24 protein-coding genes and 1 riboswitch are annotated in these 23,627 nt (G+C 42.0%); of the genes, 2 read left to right on the top strand and 22 right to left on the bottom strand.

Annotation, left to right across the window (positions count from 1 at the left end; translation table 11 throughout):
* Positions 1 to 78: 78 nt before the first annotated feature.
* From licT to C6344_RS13655, 9 genes are all read right to left on the bottom strand, one after another.
* Positions 79 to 912, bottom strand: a complete 834-nt coding sequence (gene licT, locus C6344_RS13615; RefSeq protein WP_034660482.1) for a BglG family transcription antiterminator LicT — start codon at positions 910 to 912, stop codon at positions 79 to 81.
* A gap of 235 nt (positions 913 to 1,147) precedes the next feature.
* Entirely contained in the window at positions 1,148 to 1,963 is an 816-nt protein-coding gene (locus C6344_RS13620; RefSeq protein ID WP_106073006.1) for a YwqG family protein, read from the bottom strand.
* Between the two features lie 150 nt (positions 1,964 to 2,113).
* Positions 2,114 to 2,953: a methyl-accepting chemotaxis protein gene (locus C6344_RS13625; protein WP_106073007.1), complete on the bottom strand. Its 840-nt coding sequence runs from the start codon at positions 2,951 to 2,953 to the stop codon at positions 2,114 to 2,116.
* A gap of 149 nt (positions 2,954 to 3,102) precedes the next feature.
* On the bottom strand, positions 3,103 to 3,837 hold the full coding sequence (locus tag C6344_RS13630) for an energy-coupling factor transporter transmembrane component T family protein (protein ID WP_106048028.1): 735 nt from the start codon (positions 3,835 to 3,837) through the stop codon (positions 3,103 to 3,105).
* Positions 3,827 to 5,425 carry an ABC transporter ATP-binding protein gene (locus C6344_RS13635; protein WP_106073008.1) on the bottom strand — a complete coding sequence of 533 codons (1,599 nt, stop codon included), beginning with the start codon at positions 5,423 to 5,425 and terminating at the stop codon, positions 3,827 to 3,829. Before C6344_RS13635 ends, C6344_RS13630 begins: the two co-directional genes overlap by 11 nt.
* On the bottom strand, positions 5,400 to 5,999 hold the full coding sequence (locus C6344_RS13640; RefSeq protein ID WP_034660488.1) for an ECF transporter S component: 600 nt from the start codon (positions 5,997 to 5,999) through the stop codon (positions 5,400 to 5,402). The genes C6344_RS13635 and C6344_RS13640 overlap by 26 nt, the downstream gene beginning before the upstream one ends.
* Positions 5,996 to 6,682, bottom strand: a complete 687-nt coding sequence (gene tenA / locus C6344_RS13645) for a thiaminase II (protein ID WP_106073009.1) — start codon at positions 6,680 to 6,682, stop codon at positions 5,996 to 5,998. Before tenA ends, C6344_RS13640 begins: the two co-directional genes overlap by 4 nt.
* Positions 6,683 to 6,769: 87 nt before the next feature.
* A riboswitch (TPP riboswitch) is annotated at positions 6,770 to 6,873 on the bottom strand.
* 56 nt (positions 6,874 to 6,929) lie between these two features.
* Positions 6,930 to 8,057, bottom strand: coding sequence for a hypothetical protein (locus tag C6344_RS13650; RefSeq protein WP_106073010.1), 1,128 nt, complete (start codon positions 8,055 to 8,057; stop codon positions 6,930 to 6,932).
* Between the two features lie 141 nt (positions 8,058 to 8,198).
* Positions 8,199 to 8,855 carry a type 1 glutamine amidotransferase domain-containing protein gene (locus C6344_RS13655; protein WP_060597611.1) on the bottom strand — a complete coding sequence of 219 codons (657 nt, stop codon included), beginning with the start codon at positions 8,853 to 8,855 and terminating at the stop codon, positions 8,199 to 8,201.
* A 254-nt stretch (positions 8,856 to 9,109) separates the two neighbouring features.
* Here C6344_RS13655 and C6344_RS18885 point away from each other — a divergent pair, with 254 nt between their 5' ends.
* Positions 9,110 to 9,274: a hypothetical protein gene (locus C6344_RS18885; RefSeq protein WP_003214630.1), complete on the top strand. Its 165-nt coding sequence runs from the start codon at positions 9,110 to 9,112 to the stop codon at positions 9,272 to 9,274.
* 33 nt (positions 9,275 to 9,307) lie between these two features.
* Here the strand turns inward: C6344_RS18885 and C6344_RS13660 are convergent, their stop codons facing one another.
* From C6344_RS13660 to C6344_RS13715, 11 genes are all read right to left on the bottom strand, one after another.
* Positions 9,308 to 9,679 (bottom strand): DUF1304 domain-containing protein, encoded by a 372-nt coding sequence (locus C6344_RS13660; RefSeq protein WP_034660494.1) that lies wholly within the window; start codon positions 9,677 to 9,679, stop codon positions 9,308 to 9,310.
* A gap of 5 nt (positions 9,680 to 9,684) precedes the next feature.
* Positions 9,685 to 9,939 carry an ORF6C domain-containing protein gene (locus tag C6344_RS13665; RefSeq protein ID WP_012011773.1) on the bottom strand — a complete coding sequence of 85 codons (255 nt, stop codon included), beginning with the start codon at positions 9,937 to 9,939 and terminating at the stop codon, positions 9,685 to 9,687.
* 208 nt (positions 9,940 to 10,147) lie between these two features.
* The gene (locus tag C6344_RS13675; RefSeq protein ID WP_066031529.1) at positions 10,148 to 12,529 is read right to left on the bottom strand and encodes an immune inhibitor A domain-containing protein; all 2,382 of its coding nucleotides are present in this window, start codon (positions 12,527 to 12,529) and stop codon (positions 10,148 to 10,150) included.
* 189 nt (positions 12,530 to 12,718) lie between these two features.
* Positions 12,719 to 13,012, bottom strand: coding sequence for a putative quinol monooxygenase (locus C6344_RS13680; protein WP_106048024.1), 294 nt, complete (start codon positions 13,010 to 13,012; stop codon positions 12,719 to 12,721).
* 25 nt (positions 13,013 to 13,037) lie between these two features.
* On the bottom strand, positions 13,038 to 13,676 hold the full coding sequence (locus C6344_RS13685) for a nitroreductase family protein (RefSeq protein WP_012011776.1): 639 nt from the start codon (positions 13,674 to 13,676) through the stop codon (positions 13,038 to 13,040).
* Between the two features lie 14 nt (positions 13,677 to 13,690).
* The gene (locus C6344_RS13690) at positions 13,691 to 14,134 is read right to left on the bottom strand and encodes a MarR family transcriptional regulator (protein WP_008345718.1); all 444 of its coding nucleotides are present in this window, start codon (positions 14,132 to 14,134) and stop codon (positions 13,691 to 13,693) included.
* 180 nt (positions 14,135 to 14,314) lie between these two features.
* Complete coding sequence (locus C6344_RS13695) at positions 14,315 to 15,616, bottom strand: pyrimidine-nucleoside phosphorylase (RefSeq protein WP_095285603.1); 1,302 nt, start codon at positions 15,614 to 15,616, stop codon at positions 14,315 to 14,317.
* A gap of 25 nt (positions 15,617 to 15,641) precedes the next feature.
* Entirely contained in the window at positions 15,642 to 16,823 is a 1,182-nt protein-coding gene (locus C6344_RS13700; RefSeq protein ID WP_106048022.1) for a NupC/NupG family nucleoside CNT transporter, read from the bottom strand.
* A gap of 166 nt (positions 16,824 to 16,989) precedes the next feature.
* Complete coding sequence (gene deoC / locus C6344_RS13705; RefSeq protein WP_060597615.1) at positions 16,990 to 17,661, bottom strand: deoxyribose-phosphate aldolase; 672 nt, start codon at positions 17,659 to 17,661, stop codon at positions 16,990 to 16,992.
* An 83-nt stretch (positions 17,662 to 17,744) separates the two neighbouring features.
* A complete protein-coding gene (gene deoR, locus C6344_RS13710; protein ID WP_034660503.1) occupies positions 17,745 to 18,689 on the bottom strand; it encodes a DNA-binding transcriptional repressor DeoR in 945 nt (314 codons plus the stop codon).
* Between the two features lie 60 nt (positions 18,690 to 18,749).
* Complete coding sequence (locus C6344_RS13715) at positions 18,750 to 19,625, bottom strand: aldose 1-epimerase family protein (protein WP_060597616.1); 876 nt, start codon at positions 19,623 to 19,625, stop codon at positions 18,750 to 18,752.
* Positions 19,626 to 19,866: 241 nt separating this feature from the next.
* On the opposite strand from C6344_RS13715, the gene C6344_RS13720 reads away from it, so the two are divergent.
* Positions 19,867 to 21,690 (top strand): acyltransferase family protein, encoded by a 1,824-nt coding sequence (locus C6344_RS13720; protein WP_106071289.1) that lies wholly within the window; start codon positions 19,867 to 19,869, stop codon positions 21,688 to 21,690.
* Between the two features lie 27 nt (positions 21,691 to 21,717).
* Here C6344_RS13720 and C6344_RS13725 read toward each other — a convergent pair whose 3' ends face one another.
* Both C6344_RS13725 and C6344_RS13730 read right to left on the bottom strand, forming a co-directional pair.
* On the bottom strand, positions 21,718 to 22,815 hold the full coding sequence (locus tag C6344_RS13725) for a saccharopine dehydrogenase family protein (RefSeq protein WP_106071288.1): 1,098 nt from the start codon (positions 22,813 to 22,815) through the stop codon (positions 21,718 to 21,720).
* Positions 22,812 to 23,519 (bottom strand): class I SAM-dependent methyltransferase, encoded by a 708-nt coding sequence (locus tag C6344_RS13730; RefSeq protein ID WP_106073011.1) that lies wholly within the window; start codon positions 23,517 to 23,519, stop codon positions 22,812 to 22,814. The genes C6344_RS13725 and C6344_RS13730 overlap by 4 nt, the downstream gene beginning before the upstream one ends.
* Between the last annotated feature and the right edge of the window lie 108 nt (positions 23,520 to 23,627).

Raw genomic sequence — 23,627 nt, forward strand, 5'->3', positions numbered from 1 at the left:
TAAAAGATTGTGGGTTATTTCGTTTATAGTTATAAATTATCATGTTAATTTTATGATGTCAACGCTTTCTTTTTGAATTTATTTTCTTTTTACCACTCTGTCGATATGCAAAGTTAAATATAGCATCTCATCTTCTATGAGACTTCGGTTGTATTCTTTTTGAACATAATCGTTAATTTTTTCAGCACATTGAAAAGCTGCGGTGTTTTTTTCTTTTACTACTTCATACAGGAATTCATTTTGATTTTCCATTTGTGTTTCGTTAAACAGACGCTGTCCAAAAAACTTCAAATGCGTGACAAAACGGAAATAATTTAATGATTCCTCGTCTAAATCAATTTGAAAGTGATACTTGACGATATTTAAAATATCTTGAATGAGTTTGGTAATTTGAATCACGTTTGGCATTTCTTCATTGAGCTCTGCATTGACAATATGCATGGCAATAAAACCGGCTTCATCCTCAGGAAGATGAATGTTAAGCTTGTCCTGAATAATCCGGATCGCTTCTACACCACACATGAACTCTTCTTTGTACAACCGCTTGATTTCCCAGAGCAAAGCATTTTTGATGTCCATTCCTTTTTGATGACGTTCAATAGCAAAGGTGATATGATCCGTGAGCGTCACATAGATGCTGTCATTCAAATTTTTATTAAGGGTTGTTCTCGCATGATCAATAATCGCCTCACACACTTGCATATACTCGATTGGAATATCATAAAGCAGGGTTTTGAATTTTTCTGATATATCTTTATTTTGAATGGAAAATACTTTTTCAATACGTTCTTCGTCAATCGGATCTCCACTTTTCTTTTGAAAAGCGATCCCTCTGCCCATAATGACCAGCTCATGCTGCTCGTCATCATACGCACTGACCACATTATTATTGATTACTTTCGAAATGATCAATTGATACCCCCCAGTACATTCCACTTTTTCGAGCATCTCATTGTAGATTGATATGTCATTTTATTATTATCTTCAAAAAAGAGGACTTTAAGATGATTTTACATTTTTTTTTGATACGGTCAACTAGAAAGAATGACATATTACCTCTCAAAAATGACGAAATAGGGGCAAAAAAGTCTAAAAACATACACAAAAACACTCTAAAAAGAGTGCTTAAAGAGTGTTTTTTACAAAATTAGGAGCAATCCCAATTATAGACGACATTCTCGAAATTTTTTCGTTTGAGGTCTTCTGGTTTGATAAAAAAGTTGGCGATTCCGCAATCTCCCCACAACAGATCTACTTCATCATCTGAGTCGATTTGTAATAACAGAACGGTATGTTCCTGGTCTTCATAGGTACGCGGGTCCTCTTGTGTAAAGCCTGGATATCCGCCCAATTTGTGACCAAAGCCACTCGCTGCATCATGAAATTCATCTAGCAAGGCATCCGCTTCATCTCCATCAATGCCTTTTACATCTTCGAATAGGTCCCAGCTGCGCTTACCTGTGATTTTCTCAAAGCGGAAATCTTCTACACTAATCGTTTCACTTGATCGTTCACCTGTAATGACGCCTTCCTTTGTCACAGGAAAATAAAAATCATCAGGAATTTTCACAAAAGAAAAATCAGTCAACAACTCTTCTTCTGCCAAGAAAGGTTCCTCAATAAATTTGATCCGAAAATTTTTTTGCTCTGTTTTATGGTCAATATTCATCCCATAAAGATCATCATGCACAGAAATAAAAATTTGCAGAAGCCCTGTTTCTGGATAATCCTTCAGCTTCGGCAGCTGTCCAAAATTTATTTGTGCCAAAAGCTTCATAGGGTGCCCTTCACCATCAACTGGATATTCGTCGTTTTTTGGCAAGTAAGGATCGCCTGCAATTTTGCTGTCGTATGGTCCTGTTTTTCCTTGTTTCATCTGTAATTGAATCATTGGTTGTTCAGTTTGATCTAACATTGTACGGTAAGGTGCTATTATTTCTTGCAGCTTCGCTGATTGTGTCACGATGGTCTTCCTCCAGACTAGTATCTCTTTTTCTATCATACAGAAGTGTACCCTGCCTGTCAGCGATAAATCGGTCATTATCCGAACAACTTGCCCACCTTAAAACGTAAAAAAACCTCCGATTCATCTGGAGGTTTTGGTCGGTATTTTTTATTTCACTTGATAGTTCACTAAGTCTTCTGCCAGTGATTTCATCGTTTCATTTGTTTCATGAAGACCTTCAATAATTTTTGTGAACGTGCCTACAAGCTCTGCTTGATGCTCAGAGGAAGCGACAATTTGTGCTATTTCTTCTTCCATTCCTTTAATCGATCCCTGCACATCTTTTAGCGCTGTTTCAATATCCGTCGTCGCTTGTTTGGCGTGAGTTGACAGCTTTCTCACTTCCGTTGCGACCACCCCGAAGCCTGCTCCTGCTTCACCTACTCTTGCAGCTTCAATTGATGCGTTGAGTCCAAGTAAGTTCGTTTGATCAGAGATACCTTTTATAAGATTGGACACTTGATTGATTTTAGAGGAATTTTCTACAGTGGTTTTCGTGTTTTGTAGAATTTGTTCACTTGTCGCTTGTAGTTCCTCTGAATGTGCGGCAACTTGCTGAACCATTGCGACTAGTTTTTCGGAAGCTTGGTTGCTCTCCGTCATGATGCGATCTAATCGTTGTTGATTGGTCTGGTCATAGGCCACGCAGAAAGCAGCGACTACTTGACCCGTCTCATCTTTAATTGGAACGGCTACAATATCCATTGGAATCCCGTATACCTCTTTCGGAATTTGGATAAACGATGGCTCTCTCCCATTTTTCAACATAGAAAAGTTTTCGAACCCTGGAGCTACTATGTCCCCAGCTTTAAACCCTAAGTCAATGTTCCCATGTTGCTGATAATAAAGAACCTTCTCTTTCCCTAAAACAGAAAAGGTTAGTTGCTCTCTCATAGCTAGTCCAATGATTGGTAAAGCGTCTATTATGTTATCAATTCTCTGTGACATTCGCTCACGTTCATCCTCTCTTTTTCTCAGTACATCCTCTTTATCGGTTCGTTATAAGGTCTATTACAGCCTGTAATGTGCACTAATATCAATCAAATGACCTAAGACATATAAAAAGCCCACATTCTATCAATAGAATGTGGGTATTTTTAAAAAAAGGACATGCACATCAAGACACTGATACCGATGAGCAAAAGATACATATAGTCGATCCACGAAGTGCTGATGACATGATAATACGTCCGCTCCCTCGCCCCCGTGAAACCTCGTGCTTCCATCGCAATCGCTATACGTTCTGATTTTCGTACACCCTGCGTAAAAAGAGGAAGTGCATAACGCATAAAGGCTTTCCAGCTGCTTTTTTGCTTATAGCCTCTGATTTTATGTGCCGCCTTCATTTGCTTTAATTCACTTTGAAATAACGGGATAAACCGGAAGCCGGCAAGCATCCCATATGCCCATTTTGGGGACATTCGGCATTGATGTATTAAGCTCATCATAAAGGCCGTCAAATCTGTTGTGGACGTAAAAAGGAGACCGAATGTCACAAAGCCAAGCATTCTGAAAGAAATGGTAAGGCCATTTTTCAAACTCTCCTCTGTAATATGAAACCATGCCCACTTCCAAACAGTATGATCCCCCTTGCCAAAGGCCGCCATCATCCAAAATACGAGAATAAAAAAGAGCAGATAAGGGACAAGTCTTGTGAAAAGATACTTCATATTCCATCCGCCTAAGACAAGTCCAATACCAAGTGCAAACAGCCAGATGATGAAGGTTGTTTTAGGGTCAGATATCGCCATGAGACAACACATCGCAAGCAGATGAGCGAGTAATTTGATGACTGGATTCACATTGGAAAGAAAGGAGTGATTACTTTGCAATCGTCAGCACGTCCTTTCTTTCAGCCACATAGCGATAATGCAAAGGGGCTCTCAGCTGATAAGCATCGACAAGTTCCTGATTTGAAAATAAATCATAAGGCGTGCCATCATACACATGCTTTCCTTGATGAAAAAGAAGCACTTGATCGGCACACTTATCGACGAGGTCCATATCATGTGTGACCATCAAAATGGTGGTGCCTTGGCATTGACGCTCTTTCAAACGCCTCATTAATTCCTTCGCCGTTCTTTCATCCTGCCCGAAAGTCGGTTCGTCTAACAATAGTACATCCTGATCAAAAAGGAGCATTGTGGCCACACTCAATCTTCTTTTTTGACCTAAGCTTAAGGTGAAAGGATGCGCTTTTGCATGCTTCTCTAAACCGAACTCTTCCAATAGCTGAACTGTTTTTTCTTGCACAACGGATTCTGGCCAATTTCGCTGTCTTCCACCAAATGCGATTTCATCGTAGACTGTGTCTTGTATGAATTGAAGCTCCGGATTTTGAAACACAAAGCCTGTTTTTTCATATAGTCGTCGGTCAGACCACTTTTTGAGGGGTGTCTCTTTTAAGAAAATGCTGCCTTTTTTCATTGGCTCTAAACGGACTAAATGTTTGAGACATGTGCTTTTCCCACTTCCATTTTCCCCAATTATCGCTACCCAATCCCCTGCTTTGATATCCAGCTGAAGGTCACTCATAATCCTTTTTTTTCCATAGCTTAATTGAAGATCTTCTGTGCGAATGATGGTCTCTCGCTCAGTCGACGGCACTTTTTTACGCTGCTCTTTTCTTGCTTCAAAGGTTTGCATAAGCGTTTGACTCATTGGATGAAATGGGTCTTGAATAATTGTGGACCATTTCTCGGGGAATAATTTCGGCCGCCAAATCCCTGCCTCTTTCATTTCTTCTTCATATGTCGCGAGCACATCTTTTGGAGGCCCCTCTGCTAAAATGCTGCCTTGATCGTCTAATAAAATCACCCGGTCCATCCATTCGATGACACCATCTAGCACATGCTCTACAAAAATCATGGTTTGTCGCTGATCACCTGCAAGCTGCTGTAGAAGCTGAAATATCTCCATTCTGCCTGCTGGATCAAGCTGTGCGGTCGGTTCATCAAAGAACAGCACATCTGGCTCTAACGCTAGTAAACAAGCAAGTGCCAATCGCTGCTTCATGCCCCCAGATAATGTATGAATGTCTGTATTCGGATCGACATCGAGTTGGACTTTTTGCATGAGCTGCTGAATGATGTCATCCATCTCTTCACGAGGGACGGAACGGTTCTCTAAGCTAAAGGCAATTTCTTCATTGACGCGGTGCATACAAAACTGGGAATCAGGATCTTGAAACATGACGCCTGTATGTCTTTGCAATATCACTTCGCCCTGCATGTCAGCTTCCATATGTTCTGGAATAATCCCAGCCAGAACTGAAATGAGTGTGGATTTACCGCTCCCGCTTGGTCCTAAAATAAGCACCTTTTCTCCTTTTTGAATGGAAAGAGAGATTTGATGCAAAACAGGCTGAGGCTGTTCATAAAAACGGACAGTGAGATTATTGCACGCGAGAAATGAATCCATGCTGTTCACCTTTGTTTCGTTTTTCTTTCATGATGGCATATTGATTCAGTACACCGGTTTTGGATAATGCGTCCACCACAACTTTCGCTAAGCATCCGCCCAGTATCATCCCGCTGATGATTTGAGTCATCAGTGTGATGAGTAAAACTTGAGGCGTGTAATAACCAAAGCCATTTGCAACGAGGCTATATGCCATTGCTCCAACAGCTGCAAAGGCACCTGACAGCATCAGTGTCCACATGCGATATCGTTTATAACCAAAAAGAGCAAAGGCGATTTCTGCCCCAAGCCCTTGGCATACACCAATCAGCAGGGCTGAAAGACCAAAGTGGCTGCCTGTCAGTAATTCCACAGCGGCAGCGGCTGTTTCTGCAATCAGGGCAGCTCCCGGCTTTTGGATGATATACGCGACGATTGGACTGGCAATCACCCAAATGCCAAACATGATGTTGCCTCCTGCTGGGCCAACTAGTGCTGTAATTGGTAAGTAAAGTGTGGACCATCCTAAATAGATGACACCGCACGCAACGGATAAAATGACAGCAAGGACGACTTCTTTCATCTTCCATGTCATGATGAATGCACCTCCAATGGAACTGGCCACTCTTCCACCGTAAACGCCATGTCCCAAAACTTGTACTCAAGCTGACAGCTTAAGATAAAGTGCTGTTTCATTTTTTCCTTTTCCTTCTCACTTGCTCCTTCCGCCAGCTGATCGAGCCGCTTGCAAAGCTCCACTGTAATGGAGTCGGTTAAGCCTCCATAAAACGTGATCCACTCATAAAACGGATGTGACGGGTCAGGCTGCACGTCTGAGAGCATTCGTTTTCCAATTTCCCAATATGTCCAAGGACATGGAAGCAGGACAGCAATGATTTCCCCAAGCGTGCCTTCCTGGGCGACTTGCAGCATGTGATGAATATAGTGATGAGCACTCGGAGCCAATGAAGCACCTTGGAGCTCATCATATGATACACCTGCCACTAGGCAAAGATTTTGATGAGGGTGTGTCTCACTATCTAGTACAAACGCAATCTGCTGATGGAAAAAGGCAATATCTTCTTTGTCTGTACATCTGCTTAGAGCCGCTGCATAAATTTTAATAAATGCATGTAAGTATTCTGCATCTTGTTTGACGTAATGAATGATCTGTTCCTTTTCCAACTTTCCTGCTGCCAGGCCTCTGACAAACGGATGCTGATAAATGGCTTCAAATAATGGTTCTGCTTCTTTTCTTAATTGCGCTGAAAACGTCATAAAAAAAGCCTCCTCTTCTTCAGTTGAATAAATGAAAAAGCCACCCCAAATGGAGCGGCCTTCTTATCGATTCAATCATGAATAAGACAAGGTCCAGCTCCACTTCCCTCCGCTAGTACGAACTAGATCAGGTTCAAAGGGTCCAAGATTTCTTCTTGTCTCAGTCATACATGACTCCCCTAGTGGACTTTTGTCATTTAATTATCTTTACTCTACACATGTGGTGATTTGATGTCAACCACCTTTCTTAATTCAATGTTTTGATCGTTGGCAGCTTCTCGATCCCTGCGGCATAGTAAAAATTAAGGACACTGAAGAAATCAATTGGCTTTCCTGTTTTCAAATCAACAGCTAAAATATGATCGCCGTAATTTGTCATATCATCAATATCTAAATACCTTGGCGTTTTCTTGCCAAGTGTATCTACAAAGGTATCGTGGTAATATTGACCGCTTGCATATGAAGATTGATGGTACATAAACAATGTCTCCACATCTAAGTAGACGAGAATGGCCTCTGAGGAGCTTGCATAAGGCGCTGAGTACGACACTGGAGCGGAAATGCTTTTCACTTTTACACTTGAAATCGAATGGGTTCTTTGTTCGTATTTACCATCATAAGAGAAATAAAATACACGCTCCCATTCATAATCTGCTGTCTTCGATTGCTTGTTGTATACTTTTGCGCCATTGGCAAATACATCCCCATTTGCATACTCAGCTACAAAGTATTGTAAGGTTGACGATAGGGACACAGCCCCTGTGAAATTGGGCGGGTTTTTTGCATTCACCTGTAACGTGTAAGAGTCTCCGAAATCTCCACCGCTTGTGATACCGAATGCGTAGTCACCTGCTGGTAAATTGGTCAAACCAAGGAGACTGCCTGCCGGCTGAATCAGGTCTGTCGGGTACGCTTGTCCTGTTTCATAATCAACAACAAATAATTGAACGAAATAATCGGGATTTGAAGAGGTAATCCGGCTGATGAGTGCCTGAGGTGAAGACGTGCTTAAAAACCATAAATCAACTGGGTCGTCCTCTGATAAGACAACCGATTGGTTGATTGCTAGTCCATCAATGGAGCGAACGGCAGATGTACGCATCTTGCCGTCTTTAGCGGCTTTTCTTTTGATACTGATTCCATTTTTCTTATCTACTTTAAAAGATTTTTTCAGTTGCTTCTGTTGGATAGCGGTTCCTTCATCCTGCTTCAAAAACGACTCTTGCACTTGCTGAATAGCTTTTTCCGTCAGTGGTGACAATTCCCCATCTGATTTCGGTGTTTCTTCTGCTTTTAATGCTGGTGAAAATAAACCTGTTGTGACGAGTAAAATAGACAATAAAGCTGCAGTGATTTTCACATAAAATGCTCTCACAGGAACATCCCCTTTTTCCTTAATTGGGTTTTTTGCCCTGTTAATATTTTACCATTATTCTATTCATTGTTTTGGTCTTTTTTAGGACATCTTTATGACAAAAAAACCAGCCGCATATATTACGACTGGTTTTTGATCATTTTATGAAATGGTTTTAACAAACAGGCGTGCTGTTTCTGCGCTGGAACCTGGGTTTTGTCCAGTAATGATTTGCCCGTCAACTACAGCGAATGGTGCAAAGGCATCTCCTTTTTCAAACGCTGCCCCTTGCTCACGAAGTTTTGTTTCCAATAAAAATGGAACCTTTGATGTCAGCTGAACAGCTTCCTCTTCTTCGTTTGTGAAGCCTGTGATTTTTTTGCCTTCGATAAATGATTTGCCATCTTGATCCTTCACATCAACGAATGCTGAAACACCGTGACAAACAGCTCCGACTGCACCATTTTTGTCTGAAATGGCTAAGATTGCATCGGCTACCAATTGATTAGATGCAAAGTCGATCATTGGGCCGTGTCCTCCCGCAAAGAAGATGCCATCATAATCAGCTGGGTTCACATCTGTAAGCGCCTTTGTGTCTTCAAGTAATTCATATACATCTTGATATTGCGCTGGAACACCTTCTGGAATGGAATTTTTATCAATAGGCACAGTGCCTCCTTGAATAGAGACAATTTGGACATCTAGTTCATTTTCTTTAAAAATATGAAATGGCTCTGCCAATTCTTCTAGCCATAAGCCTGTTGGATGTCCGTTCATTTCCGAACTGCTTGTCGATACTAATAACACTTTCTTACTCATCTTGATCATCCTTTCGATATATCATATGGTTATTTTATATTTTGCACAATTAAATATCAAGCAATTAAACTTCAATGCAGCTCTTTATGGTATACCCGATTTTCTAAAAAATATGGCATGACATCAAATCTAATCAATATGTCACATTCTATTGGTAGGGAATTTCATGTAAAATTGTCATTGAGTGATATCATATGAGGTAAGATGGATAGACCTCTCGGATGTGAGGGGACTTTAAAAGGAGTGGAAAAGAGATGAAAACCTATTCGATTGTGATGATCATCATCACGCTCTGTATCATATTGGCCGTCTTTTTGATGAACCTAACAGGGGTCATGTATGGAAAAATTATTTTGGCTGTTGCCGTTGCTCTTTGTCTGACATCCATTATTCGTCTGATGGGTCTTCGAAAAAGATAAAAGCCGCCCTCACTAGGGCGGCTTTATTTATGGTTAAATTGCCAGGATAAGCGCAATTAATGCAAGAAGCGCTGGTACTCCTTGCTTGATGATGATTGATTTATTAGAGGTCACACCGCCAAATACCGCAGCGATGATCACACAAAGAATGAAAAATAGCTGAATCATATATCCAACAGTATTCGATCCGAGAATGAGCCCCCAAATGAGTCCTGCAGCTAAAAACCCGTTATAAAGCCCCTGATTGGCAAACATCACTTTTACATTTGGATCCTTTTGCAAGTGTTCTGGCAGCTTAAAGGATCTCTTTGCCATCTTTGATTCCATAAAAAACATTTCTAATAACATAATGACAATGTGTTCTAATGCGACAATTCCTACTAATATCATTGCTAAAATATTCAATTTAGTTAATTCCTTTCTGATAGACGATCACGAATCTCTATTTTATCCGTGTATAAATCAAAGTCTTGTATTAATTCAAGCGCTTCAGTAAACCGGCTTTGTGGAATGTCTTTCATTTTTCTCACACCGAATTCCTTTTTAATAAAAGCCATGATGGTATTGATATGAAGCTTACCGTGACCATCATACTCCAAATGGCTGCAAAAAGTCTGCATCGTCCCTCTAATCACCTTCAATTGCTTAGCAGTGACACAACTCATTGGTAACGCTCATCCTTTCCTTTGTTTTAACAGCTAAAAAAGAACCATGTATGAAAGAAAAACCTTCCAGTCTCTATTATATAATGATTTCATTCGGATATCAAAATAAAAAAGAACAGACATTCGACCAAAAAGCCGCCCTTTTCATCAAAAACATTTTATTACCATATCAAAAAGCCGGATTCAATGGTAGAATCCGGCTTTCTGTTTAGTTACTTTTAGAAATTAATACCTTTCCAACAGAACGATCCTTACTTTGTCCAACGACTTTAAAGGATAGACCGTATGTTGGTACATCACGCCCTGCATCTGGATTATTTGGATTCACATAATTCTTTTTATCACTAAATGTACGAGTCGGACGAATATAGCGATCTGCCAACGTTAAGCCCGTTGTCGCTGTATAATCAATATTGAGCTTCGTACTTGGATTCAAAGAAAATGCTGCATCATGTACTTGGAAGCCTGTGGCAGCAATGGAGCCGTCACTCCACTTCAATACTTGCTGATCAGCATCTACTACCCCAAGGAAACCGTTCCCTGGGTGATTTCCTACCCAGTTATCACTATAGGATTGATCGACATACCACACGACCAAACCGTTATTATAGCTCATGAGGCTTGCCCCACGTTTGATATGCTTTAAGCCTTTATCAACGTCAGCATAAGAGCGCCACTCTAACAAATAATATTGGGGTGCATATTGTTTTCCATTAGATTTTGAGAATCCGTTAAAGGTGAAAGTAGACGTGCCCTCGGCATCATCTGACCACACTTTCGTCCCATCTGCTGTGATGTTTAAATCATCTACAAATAACCCTGGCAGTGAATAGCCTGCATCGGTTGTATAGCGGAATTGCAGGTCGATTTTCTTCCCTGCATAAGCAGAAAGATCAAAGGCTGCATCTACCCATCCGTCCGATTTTCCGTCAATTCCATTGCCTTCGTTCGCACCTGCTTCATTTCGATCATTCGTGATGTTACCAGCAATGGTCTTCCACTGATCAGTTCCTGTTTCACGTACTTCTACATACGCATAATCATAATCTTCTTCGATATCGTACCATGCTTTAAATGTAAGCTTTGCTTTGCTCCCCTTCGACAAATCGATACCTGTTGTTGTCATGGTCGCATTCAAATTGTCACCCGTTCCGCTGAAGTACGAATATTGTCCTTGAGCAGGTTTTGTGACCACAATCTCTTTATCTGGTAAATCCACTCGAACCGCATCATGATTCGTTCCTTTTGTTGCTGCTTCATCAATCAGCACTGTTTTGCTTTTCTTTAATGTTTTACCATCAATGGTTTGTCCAGTAAGCCAGTTACCACCATGCAAGTTTTGAAGCATTTCTTTCGCATATGGACTAAAGCCTGTTGGTTCCGTTCCAGGGACTTTACCTGCCCAGCTTCCGCTTGACATGATCGACCAGTATGAAACAGGCTCGCCTCCGCCTGTGTACTGTGTATCGTACTCATCAGGAAGACCAAGATCATGTCCAAATTCATGTGTGAACACGCCTGCCGCGCCATCTTCAGGCTCGATAGTGTAATCTAACGCACCTAATTTTCCGCCTTGCCCGACTTCAGATTCAGTGTTTGGAATTTCAAATACATCACCAAGTGACCAGCGGTGCGACCAAATCGCATTAGAGCCAAGTTGTCCGCCGCCAGCTTCTTCACCTACGCCAGCATGAACGACCATCAGATGGTCAATGATGCCGTCTGGTTCGTTATAAACGCCGTCTCCATCCATATCATAGCGGTCCCATTGATCATATTCACCGAGATCAATGTTCGGGTCTTTTGCTGCTGCTTCGAGTACTTCTTTCACCAATTCACGCGGTTTGCCGTCACTGCCTGATTCGTCTGGTACGTTTCCACCGTAATAGGCTGCTTCATGCTTAGCTGTATACCATCCTGCAACTGTTCCACTGATTGTGTAACTACCGCCGGACTGCTTTTCATAATATTGCTTCATGGATACTTTGCGTTTACCATCTGGACCGATGTAGCCATTTTTTCCGAAAAGCATATCTTGATAGTGCTGTTGATTGTACTTGTCATAGTACATATCAGTCTCTTCTTTTTTAATACTATTATGCTTATAATCTTTAAAATCTACTAATAAAACCAATACCTTATCATTGCGAACATCGCCTTTATACTTTTCCTTTTTGACCGGTTTTACATGATTCCCTTCTTTTCCTTTATGCTTCTTTAACTTTTTCTTTTTGGCTAATTTGTTATGTACCTCTTGTTTGTATTCTTTCAGAAATTCAGGCTCTTCTGTTAAGGTGCTTGCACTTTGTTTCATGGCAGATTCTTCTTTTTTCTTTAGATATTTCTTTAATGCTTTTTGGGTTTCTGCCTCATTGGCATTTTTTTTGATCTTTCCTTGTTTTTTCAAGGCTTTGATGAGACGGTCTTCATTCACGACACTTGCGTCAAATGGAATACCTGAATAATGACCGCCATCTGAGGATGTTGATTTCTCTGTGGTGTGGGCAGATAGAGGGGTGCTGAAAGCTGCCAATGTGCCTAAACTGAGGACAGCTGTTAGTGCAATGCTCGTCCATTTCCCTTTTTTCATATTAGTTCCTCCCTAATTTGGTAATAAATAATATCTCATTCTAGCATATTCCAATATACTTAAGTCGAAAAACATTTTATTTTCAGAAACTTTGTGGAAAATGCACAATACGGGATTGAAATGGGTGGAACAAGGTGTCGAAAATAAAAGAACCCTAGACGATAACCGCCTAGGGTGTTTGTTGTTTTACTATGAAAGCTGCTGGCCTTGAAATGCAACAACGTCAAGTGGAGCGGCTAAGAATTCTTTTGCCTTCGCTACGAAAGCTTGGAAATGTGCACTTGCATTATGGCTCTGAACCGCAGCGTCATCTTTCCACACTTCTACCATTAAAAAGGTATTTTCCTTTTCTGTATCCTTGAACAGCTTGTAGGATACATTGCCTTCTTCAGCTTGTGAAGCTTTCATTAATGCATTGATTTCTTCTAGAAATACGTTTTCTTTTTCTGAATGAATGGTCATCCCTGCATGAATAATAATCATATGATCGTCTCCTTTTTAAAAGATATTATTTCCACTCTGTAATGCGTTCAATCGGTAAGCGGTAAGATGCATAACCTTCGTCAGCAGCTTTCCCAATTGATAACAGCATCACTGGTACATAACGTTCTTTATCCCAGCCAAATGTTTCAGCGATGACTTCTTTATCAAATCCGCCAATTGGATTTGTATCATAGCCGTGTGCACGTGCTGCAAGCATAAGCTGCATAGACACAATTCCACCGTCAATTAAGATTGTTTCGCGATTGACTTGCTCTGGAAGAACCTCAAAGTGTGCAGTTAGTGCAGCAATTTGTCTTTCTTTCACTTCTTGCGGCATGTAGCCATGCTCTACTGCTTTTGAATAAATTTCATCTAAGTATTCATTGCTTTTCATATCTGCAAATACTGCAATGACAGCTGCTGATGTTGACACTTGAGTTTGGTTGAATTTTGCAAGTGGTGCAAGCTTTTCTTTTCCTTCTGGGCTGTCAATGACCATAAAGCGCCAAGGCTGTGCATTCACTGATGATGGTGCCGTTGTTGCTTCTTCTAAAATCTCTGCCATTTCTTCTTTGCTGATTTTCACAGCTGGGTCATAGTTACGAATAGAGCGGCGCCCTTTCATAATTTCCATAAAATCGTTTGTTTTTAATGTTGTAGCCATGTTGCAACACTCCTTTAGGTTGTTTGAATCTTTTCGATGTTTTGTTGTATACGGATGAGCACATCAGTGAGAAGCTTTCGTTCTTCGTCACTTACGTTTTCAAGCATTTCTGAGATAAATCGTTCTTTTTCTTTTTTAGAAGCTTCGATTCTCGTTCTGCCTTCTTCTGTCAGACGAACAAGTGTGACTCGATTATCTTCTGGCTTTCTTCTGCGCGTAACCATTCCTTTTGTTTCTAACTGTTTTAAGTGACGCGTCACAGCCGCACTGTCAATATTTACTTTTTTCTGCAAATCTGACTGGCTGATTTCGTCGGCTTGGAATAACAGTGATAGCAACTCTAGTCTTGATTGGCTGATGCCCGTGCATGCTTCGAACTTCACACCCATCATACGGTTCACGCACTGCAAACGGTATAATACCTCTGCTTCTTCAGAGCAAAATGCAGTCAATGCCATCCCCTCTTTTCTATTCAGATCAATTAGTTGATATATCAATCATTGACTCGTCAACTAATATACACCCATTATTTGATGATTGCAAGAGGTTTGTTTCATAAAGTGAAATTTTTTATCTCAATAGAAAAAGAAATGAACAAAAAAGGACAAAAGCGACGAAGCACTTTTGTCCTTTTTCCTTTATTCTGTGATCACAGTGTGAATGAGAGTTGGTGCATCAGCATGATCTGCGATGCGGATGTTGTTATAAATTTTTTCCATGACATTCGCAACATCTTCACGATTTGCATGAAGTGTCACGAGTGAATCTCCTTTTTCAACACGATCGCCGACTTTTTTGTTCAGCATGATGCCGACAGATAGGTCGATCTCGTCCTCTTTTGTTGCACGTCCTGCTCCAAGAATCATCGCTGCAACACCGATTTCGTCTGCGACGATTTCAGCAACCACACCTGATTCCTTTGCAGGAACGTCGATTTGGTAAGGGGCTTGCGGCAGTTTTTCCGGCTGATCTACAATCGAGCCGTCTCCACCTTGATTTTCTAAGAATTCCTTGAATTTCTCAAGTGCTTTGCCGTTTTTCATGACTTCAATTAGCTTTTCTCTTGCTTCATCAAGTGTCTCTGCTTTTTTCGCAAGAACAACCATTTGACTTCCTAATGTGAGCACAAGCTCGTTTAAGTCTTCAGGGCCTTCGCCTCTAAGCGTGTCAATCGCTTCTTTCACTTCAAGGGAATTTCCAATCGCTAATCCTAGCGGCTGAGACATATCAGAGATGACAGCCATCGTTTGTCTGCCTACGTTGTTTCCAATGCGAACCATTGCTTTTGCAAGCTTCTCAGAGTCTTCAGGTGTTTTCATGAAAGCACCTGCGCCCGTTTTCACATCTAGTACGATTGCATCTGCACCAGCAGCAATCTTCTTACTCATAATAGAGCTTGCAATAAGCGGGATGGAGTTAACGGTTCCTGTCACATCACGAAGGGCATAAAGCTTTTTATCCGCTGGTGTCAGGTTGCCTGATTGACCAATGACCGCTACTTTATGACGGTTTACAAGCTCGATGAATTCGTCTTTTGTAATTTCTACGTGGAAGCCTTTTACCGCTTCAAGCTTGTCCACTGTACCGCCTGTATGTCCAAGGCCGCGGCCAGACATTTTCGCAACAGGTACATCAAGTGCAGCCACAAGAGGAGCAAGTACAAGCGTTGTTGTATCGCCTACACCGCCTGTTGAGTGCTTGTCTACTTTAATGCCCTCAATGGCAGACAGGTCAATCGTGTCTCCTGAGTTCGCCATAGCGAGCGTTAAGTCTGCACGTTCTTGATCCGTCATATCTTGGAAGAAAATCGCCATAGCCAAGGCACTTGCTTGGTAGTCGGGAATTGTTCCGTCTGTATATTCTTTGACAAAGAAAGAAATTTCCTCTGAAGATAATTCTTTTCCGTCACGTTTTTTCGCAATGATATCTACCATTCTCATTGTTTTCACCATTCCTTTTTTTAAATTAGTAAATCAAACCGACAACGCCTGCTGTTAAGAAGCTGACAAGTGTTGCACCGAATAACAGCTTTAATCCAAAGCGTGCGACAACGTTCCCTTGTTTTTCGTTTAAGCCTTTGACTGCTCCAGCAATGATACCGATAGAAGAGAAGTTCGCAAATGACACAAGGAATACAGAAATGATCGCTTCTGTACGAGCACTGAAATGCACACTATCTCCATTTAGAGCAAGCATTGCCACAAATTCGTTAGATACCATTTTCGTTGCCATAATACTTCCTGCTTGTACGGCTTCGCTCCAAGGTACACCGATAAGGAAAGCAAATGGAGCAAACACATATCCAAGTACATCTTGGAAAGAAACACCGATGAAAGCTGTAAAGATTCCATTAATCATCGCAATTAATGCAACGAATCCAATCAACATCGCAGCGACAACAATCGCTACTTTGAAACCATCCATAATATATTCGCCAAGCATTTCAAAGAAGGATTGCTTTTCTTCTTCAACGACTTCGAGCATGTCTTCGTCCTTAGCTACTTCATATGGATTGATAATAGACGCGATAATAAATCCACCAAATAGGTTCAGCACAAGTGCTGTGACCACGTACTCTGGTTTAATCATTTGCATGTACGCACCGACAATAGACATCGAAACTGTCGACATCGCAGATGCACATAATGTATAAAGACGCTGCTGAGGTAACAATCCAAGCTGCTTCTTAATAGAAATAAACACTTCTGATTGTCCTAAAATCGCAGACGCTACTGCGTTGTAAGATTCTAGTTTTCCCATACCGTTTACTTTGCTAAGCAAATAACCGATTCCGCGTACGATAAGCGGAAGGATACGCCAATGCTGCAAAATACCGATCAATGCCGAAATAAAGACGATCGGCAGTAAGACGTTGATGAAGAAAGTTGACGCATTATCATTCATTAACCCGCCAAATACGAAGTTGATTCCTTCGCCGGCATAGCCTAGAAGCATTTGGAATCCTTTTGCAAAGCCGCCGACTAGGAAGTTTCCAACACCTGTATTGAGCAGAATATAACCTAAAATAAATTGCAGTACAATCATGACAAATACTGGACGGAATTTTACTCGTTTTTTCCCGTTACTAGCCAGCCATGCAATGGCGAGAATCACCAGCAAACCGATGATACCAATCAAGTATTTCATGTTTTTCCTCCTCGAATGAATTCGTTTACATTAATGCGCTTGTATGGAACAAACCCTATTTAGTAAACAAAGTGCGGAAGAAATTCCCAGAAGTGAGATCCTTCCGCATATGACTTTTTCATCATTTATGAGTCACGAATGTTATCCTACCATAGGATCGTATGAATTAATAGTCTTTCGAAGGAGCTGATTGGTCCCCTTTGATAATAGAAACGCCTGCACTCGCACCAATGCGGGTAGCTCCTGCAGCTGTCATCGCTTCAACGTCCTCTTTTGTTCTCACGCCGCCTGATGCTTTCACACCAATGTCAGGTCCAACTGTTTTACGCATTAATGCGATATCCTCAGCTGTTGCACCGCCTGTACTAAATCCAGTCGATGTTTTCACAAAATCAGCGCCAGCTTTTACTGAAAGCTCACAAGCTTTGACTTTTTCTTCATCTGTTAATAAACAAGTTTCAATGATGACTTTCACTAAGGCTTTGCCTTTTGCTGCGTCTACAACTGCACGAATATCTTGTTCAACTGCATCATATTCGCCGTCTTTCAATGCCGCGATATTGATGACCATGTCCACTTCAGTTGCACCGTTTTCAATTGCATCATTTGTTTCGAATGCTTTCACTGCTGTTGTGTTTGCACCTAACGGGAAACCGATGACTGTACATACATCAACGCCTGTTCCTGCTAGTTCCTTCGCTGCAAGAGATACCCAAGTTGGATTCACACAAACGGATGCAAATTGATGAGTTTTTGCTTCTTCAAGTAACTGCATAATGGCAGCTCTAGATGTATCTGGTTTTAGTGCTGTATGATCAATGAGCTTTGCTATCGTCATGCTTACACTTCCTTTTAATTATGATACTTTCATCATATATGACCGATGAACATTTGTAAACATAGTTATGAAATTTTGTTCATCTATTTTGTGACATTTAAAAGAGCCTTTGCTGTATGCTGATCAATAATCAATACGTTCGCATATTTTCCTCTTAGTGCCCCGTGGATAGAAGCAACCTTGCGATGTCCGCCAGCCACAAGAATGGAGCGTTCTTTTGTCCTTAAATCATCAAGCTCCACACCAATAGTGCGGTTGTTAATCGCTTCACTGCAAATGCGCCCTTCCTGATCATAAAAGCGCGAACAGATGTCTCCGACGCTGGATGCTTTGAGCAGCGCTTTTTCTTCTTCACGGAAATAACCAAGTCTAAACAAAAGTGCTTCATCTCTTACCGTTCCAACAGTAAACACAGCAATATTCGCCTGTTTCCCCATTTCAATGATGCGCTGAATATGTCTGTCCTGCTCAACCATCTCCTTGACGGCAGCACTATCAAATACAACAGGAAGCGGTAAATAGCGCGGTGCTGTTTGAAAGGCCTCAGCAAACAGCTGGATGGTTTCCGCAGAATATGTATTCACATGGGAGTGGCTGATCCCACCCTTCAGCTGGACAACCTCCACACCTTTGACCTGTTTAGGTTGCATCTTTTGGGCAATTTGATACATGGTGGTTCCCCAGCTCACACCAACGATATCACCGTCTTTCACTGTGTCTTGCAAGTACTCGGCACCAAATTGGCTCAAGTATTCGGTAATCGTTGGATAATCATCTTTGGGCGAAAACACCACATGAGCTTCGAGCAGGTCATATTTTTCCTTGAGCAATGAAGATAGCTCATTTAAGTCTTCAAATGGGTCCATTACCGTTATCTGGACGTACCCCTTCTCCTTCGCATATTGAAGCAGCCGAGACACAGTTGGTCTCGACAGGTCGAGTTGTTTGGCAATTTCCTGCTGGCTGTAATCCGATAAATAATAAAGCCTTGCCGCTTCAATACTCAGTTGTTGTTTCTCCCGATCCATTCGTACACCTCCTTTTTTCTTCTATCATAACAAAATGTTCATCTTATCATGCACAAATGTTCATTTGAAGAAAATCGTATAGGCGGCTTGGAAGGTTTCATTCTTCTCTAAAGTTTGAATACCGAACTTTTCCTTGTACTGCCCATTCGCCCCTTCAACATCGGCAATACCGTACCAAGGCTCAATACATACAAATGGAGCCATTGTGCCTTTTTCTTTATTATAAGGTGACCAAATACCAACAAACGGAAAACCAGTGAGATCAACCTCAACCCCGTGACCTGCCTGAGAAATCAATGACACTCGATTGATATGGCTATAGATCATCGCATCATGCTGAAAAAGCTCTGGTCGAAGCTGAATCGGTTCAAGTTGAATGCCTTTTTCTTTCTCCCTGACAAGTGAATTTTTTAGTTCATATTGGACAGGAAGATACTCAGTGGAAGGGGTCAATGTCAGGTAGTAATCTGCTGTGCGCTCACCTTCAACAAGCGGGACATGAAATGCGGGGTGCCCTCCAATGGAGAAATACATCGTGTCATCTCCGTCATGATCAATTTCCCAGGAAATCGTCAGACCATTTTCCGACAGCTCGTATCGAATACGGGCGGTAAATTCATAAGGATACTGCTCGATGTGGCGGCCTTTTGATTCATATTGAAAGGTCACCGTATGTTTCGTTTCTTCATATAAATCAAAATCAACATCCCGCAAGAATCCATGCTGCGCAAGCTCATAGGTTTGATCACCTATCTTGTATTGGTCATTCTTTAATCGTCCGACAATTGGAAATAAGACTGGCGACACCCTGCCCCAATAAGCAGGATCGCCAGACCACATATAGTGACGTCCACTTTCCTTGTGAAGCACCTCTCTGACCTCAGCACCTCTCTCATTGACCTGAATCAATAACTGATCATTTTCAATCGTTCTCATTCCACACATCCCCTTTCCTTCTTCTTTTATTATGACAGGGATTTTGGTTTTGAGTATAAAAATAAGGCAGCCTTCCAGGCCATCAATTCTTTCTTTATATAAAAATTTTAAAAAAAGACAGAAATTCGCCAACAAAATGTGATGCTGATCCGTCTAATCTTATATAAAATAAAAGAATCGTTGTTCTTTTGGAATGACAACAAAAAAGAAGCGTTTTGACATAAATGGGGGATTCATTTTCATGAACAGCAAGGAAAATCGTTTACGTTATATATTAGGATTAGATGGGCTGAGGGCTGTTGCTGTATTGGCAGTCATTGCTTATCACTTACATATCGGACCTGCAAGCGGCGGGTTTCTTGGCGTTGATTTGTTTTTTGTGATTTCTGGATACTTGATTACGACGATCTTGTTACATAAGCAGGATCTGGGCTATCAAGAGCTTTTACCATTTTGGATGGGCCGGATCAGAAGGCTTCTTCCAGCTGCTTACGTGATGATTTTTTTAACCGTCAGCTGGTGTGCGATTGTGGGTTCGAATGCACTATTGTCCATTCGTGGCGATGCCTTATCGTCCTTTTTTTATGTCAGTAACTGGTGGTACATCTTCCATCAGCTGTCTTATTTTGATAGCTTCAACGCTGTATCTCCACTGAAAAATTTGTGGTCTTTGGCGATAGAAGAGCAATTTTATATCATTTGGCCGATTCTATTGATTGCAGGGCTAAAATGGGTGAAAAATAGATCCCATCTGCCAATGATCACCTTTGGCCTTGCACTTGTCTCCGCCTTATGGATGGCGATTCTTTATTCACCAGATACGGATCCAAGCAGAGTTTATTACGGAACAGATACTCGTGCATTTGCGCTCCTGATTGGGTGCAGCCTGGCATTTGTATGGCCCATGCAAAGACTGTCCAGCAAAAAGTTACTTCCTGTTGGCAGACGTATTTTACATATCGCTGGTTTTGGTTCGTTTGCGGTTTTTCTTTTGTGTGTTTATGCAGTGGACGAATTTGACGGCTTTCTCTATCAAGGAGGCATGCTTTTATTCTGTCTAAATGCAGCGATTTTAATTGCGTGCATCTGCCACCCTGCAAGTCTTTTAGGGAAATGGCTCTCCTATCAGCCGCTCGTCTGGCTCGGAAAGCGTTCTTATGGTATTTACCTGTGGCATTATCCCATCATCGTGCTGACCACCCCTGTCATTGAAATTGGACAGCCTTCTATGGGGCGTGTCGCATTGCAGCTCATGGCCATTTTACTCATTGCAGAGGCCTCTTACCGCTTCATCGAACAGCCGATTCGCCGGCTTGGCTTCAGACAATATTTTGCCTCTTGGTCTATTTGGAAAAAGGGATTCAAACAATGGTCTACGTCTCATAAAGTGTTCCTTGGAATCGCAGCAGCTCTTTTGATCTTATTTACCATTGGCATGTCCAGTTCGTCCCATACGTCCCCACATGCCAAGGAAGTGACACAAATTAAGACGGCACCGAAAAAAGCAGGAGACTCTGCGGAACCAAAAGCTAAGAAAAAGAAAGAAAAACACGAGAAGAAAGCAGCAGATCAGAAACAGTTTCACCAAATTCTTGCTATTGGTGATTCCGTCATGCTGGACATTGCGCCGAATCTTGAAAAAGCATATGCACAAATCACCATCGATGCAAAGGTTGGCAGACAAATGAACGAAGCCGTCAGCATCGCTCCTCAATATGCTTCATTTAATCAATCTGATGCCGCTGTTATTATTGAGCTTGGCACGAATGGCTATTTTACTGAGGGCACATTGACAGCATTCATTCAACAATTTTCAAAGGCGCACATTTTCCTTGTGAACACGAGAGTCCCAAGGTCTTGGGAAAATGATGTGAATGCAGTCATTCAGCGAGTGGCCGATCAACATTCCAATGTGACCCTTGTCGATTGGCATTCAGCCGCTACTGGACAGCCATCTTATTTTCAGCCTGATGGTGTTCACCTTTCAACAAAAGGCTCTGACACATTGACACAGCTCATTACAGCGAGCATCAAGAAAAAAGGAGATGTGTCATCTTCATCATAAAAAGACTAGCATTCTGCTAGTCTTATTTTATGCCGTTAACAGGCTGGCTCTCAACGCTAACACCCGCTTTTCCTTCGTTGTTTGATCCACCAAAGCAAAATCACCGTTCTCATACGCTAGAGAAAATACTTCTTCGATATGAAAAACACCTGTCTGAAACCGCCTGCTCAATAAATGCAATGCCGCAGCAGAGGCGACTTGAGCTGTTGCTTGAGACTCATCGCGTCCTTTTATTCCAAGCGCTGCTTGATGAATCTTGTTCCCGTCCATTCCTGTAGCCTCCACTTTCACTGCATATTGATCTGTTCCCATTTGAGCAGATTGAATCATGGAAATGGCTCGTTTCTTGATTTTCGGCACAGTGAGAAGGGACGTCATTCCGAGACTCCTTGTGAAGGCAAATGCACGCGTCGCCGCGCGGGAATCAAAACAAAGCCTTGTCGTCACAGAAGGCACGCGGAGCGTCGAAGGCAATGTCTGCTGATCAGAGAAGGGGAACTGATAGGCATGCCGCTTTCCAAGACTTCCACCAAAGTCTATCCGTTTACCTCCAGTAAAGCTTTTGACTCTTTTACGCTGATGATGCTTAGTAAGCACATAGTCAGTATGGACATGATCAAGCGTCCATTCAATAGCGGCTTTTCCATGCTGATCACCCAACCCAAGCATAATCCCTATATCTATTTGATTCACTGATGAGAGCATAGATGCTGCTTTCGCTGCCAATAAATTCGTAAGGCCAGGCGCAAGCCCGACACTGAGCAAAGCCGTTGCACCGATGTGCCGCTGATCCAGCTTTGCCACCTGCTCCATGTACGCCCCTTTCGCGGAGATATCAATATAATCAATGCCTGACCGCAGAACTGCTTCAGCAAATGACGGATCTTCTTGATCAAGACACATGATCACCAGCTTTGTTTTATCCATCCAGTCCGAATATAGCGGCTCACTGACATCTAGTTGATAAGGACGAACTTTCCCTTTTGACTGGCGTGAAAATTTCTCTGCCTTCTCATAGCTTCTGCCTGCCGCAACAATTTGTCCCGGATACACTTCACTTAACTGCAGACATATTTGCTGTCCAACATGTCCATAGCCGCCAATCACCATCACCTGTGATCTCATTTCTCATCCGCCTCTCTACGACCTCGCTTGCAAACAAGCCCTTTGATCATTCCTGCCTGAAAATAAGGTCTGATGTCTTCAAATCCCGCTTTGATTAAATGCTCTCTTATCTCTTCCTCAGGAACAGGGTGTGTCGCGTGTCCCAGCCTGTTTTTAAAGGATGTAAACACTTCTTTTTCTAGACCCTGCCGCTGCATGAAAAGAGAAAGCATGTAAAGCTCCTGTTGAAATGTATGGGACTTCATCTCTCCCTGTATAAATGCCAACACAAGCGGTGCATCTGGTTGAAGCCTGCGGGCAATCTCCTCCAAAAAGGACTGGCGCCTTTCTATAAAATGAATCACAAGCAAACTCATCGCTGCATCGTAAACAGGTTCAGCAGAAACCTTATCTAATACGGTCTCATGCCATGTGACACGCGCCTCCATCTGAAGCTGTCCAACTCGCCTTTTCGCCATATCCAGCATAGAAGGCGACGGATCGACCCCTGTGATCAGCCAGTCTTCTTTTCTTTGTAGCATGTTGATGATCTCTTCGCCCCCGCCCGCTCCAACAGTCAGAATGCGAGAAGCCGCTCCCTTTAATTCAGTTTCTAATACGTCTAATGTCAACTCATGCAATAGCTGATAGCCGGGTACTTTATGGGCAATCGTAGCTGCGTATGACTCAGCAACGGGATCGTGCCAATACTGGTTTCCTTTCATGTCCTTCCCCTCCAGTTCCTTTCCGCTTTACATCGTTTCCTGTACACTAACGGTATGACATCTTTATTGTAAAAAGAGACATCAGAAAACACGATCCCTAAAAGTGGG

This window comes from Bacillus sp. GBSW19, from assembly GCF_002998655.1.
Lineage (GTDB): Bacteria > Bacillota > Bacilli > Bacillales > Bacillaceae > Bacillus.

Coding starts and splice junctions, on each gene's coding strand:
- C6344_RS13685 (WP_012011776.1), bottom strand. CDS start 13,676: ATGGCTACAACATTAAAAACAAACGATTTTATGGAAATTATGAAAGGG.
- C6344_RS13720 (WP_106071289.1), top strand. CDS start 19,867: ATGAACAGCAAGGAAAATCGTTTACGTTATATATTAGGATTAGATGGG.
- C6344_RS13635 (WP_106073008.1), bottom strand. CDS start 5,425: ATGGATTCATTTCTCGCGTGCAATAATCTCACTGTCCGTTTTTATGAA.
- C6344_RS13690 (WP_008345718.1), bottom strand. CDS start 14,134: ATGGCATTGACTGCATTTTGCTCTGAAGAAGCAGAGGTATTATACCGT.
- C6344_RS13640 (WP_034660488.1), bottom strand. CDS start 5,999: ATGACATGGAAGATGAAAGAAGTCGTCCTTGCTGTCATTTTATCCGTT.
- tenA (WP_106073009.1), bottom strand. CDS start 6,682: ATGACGTTTTCAGCGCAATTAAGAAAAGAAGCAGAACCATTATTTGAA.
- C6344_RS13725 (WP_106071288.1), bottom strand. CDS start 22,815: ATGAGATCACAGGTGATGGTGATTGGCGGCTATGGACATGTTGGACAG.
- C6344_RS18885 (WP_003214630.1), top strand. CDS start 9,110: ATGAAAACCTATTCGATTGTGATGATCATCATCACGCTCTGTATCATA.
- C6344_RS13655 (WP_060597611.1), bottom strand. CDS start 8,855: ATGAGTAAGAAAGTGTTATTAGTATCGACAAGCAGTTCGGAAATGAAC.
- C6344_RS13730 (WP_106073011.1), bottom strand. CDS start 23,519: ATGAAAGGAAACCAGTATTGGCACGATCCCGTTGCTGAGTCATACGCA.
- C6344_RS13715 (WP_060597616.1), bottom strand. CDS start 19,625: ATGAGAACGATTGAAAATGATCAGTTATTGATTCAGGTCAATGAGAGA.
- C6344_RS13665 (WP_012011773.1), bottom strand. CDS start 9,939: ATGAGTTGTGTCACTGCTAAGCAATTGAAGGTGATTAGAGGGACGATG.
- C6344_RS13695 (WP_095285603.1), bottom strand. CDS start 15,616: ATGAGAATGGTAGATATCATTGCGAAAAAACGTGACGGAAAAGAATTA.
- deoC (WP_060597615.1), bottom strand. CDS start 17,661: ATGACGATAGCAAAGCTCATTGATCATACAGCACTAAAACCAGATACA.
- C6344_RS13625 (WP_106073007.1), bottom strand. CDS start 2,953: ATGTCACAGAGAATTGATAACATAATAGACGCTTTACCAATCATTGGA.
- C6344_RS13680 (WP_106048024.1), bottom strand. CDS start 13,012: ATGATTATTATTCATGCAGGGATGACCATTCATTCAGAAAAAGAAAAC.
- deoR (WP_034660503.1), bottom strand. CDS start 18,689: ATGGATCGGGAGAAACAACAACTGAGTATTGAAGCGGCAAGGCTTTAT.
- C6344_RS13675 (WP_066031529.1), bottom strand. CDS start 12,529: ATGAAAAAAGGGAAATGGACGAGCATTGCACTAACAGCTGTCCTCAGT.
- C6344_RS13700 (WP_106048022.1), bottom strand. CDS start 16,823: ATGAAATACTTGATTGGTATCATCGGTTTGCTGGTGATTCTCGCCATT.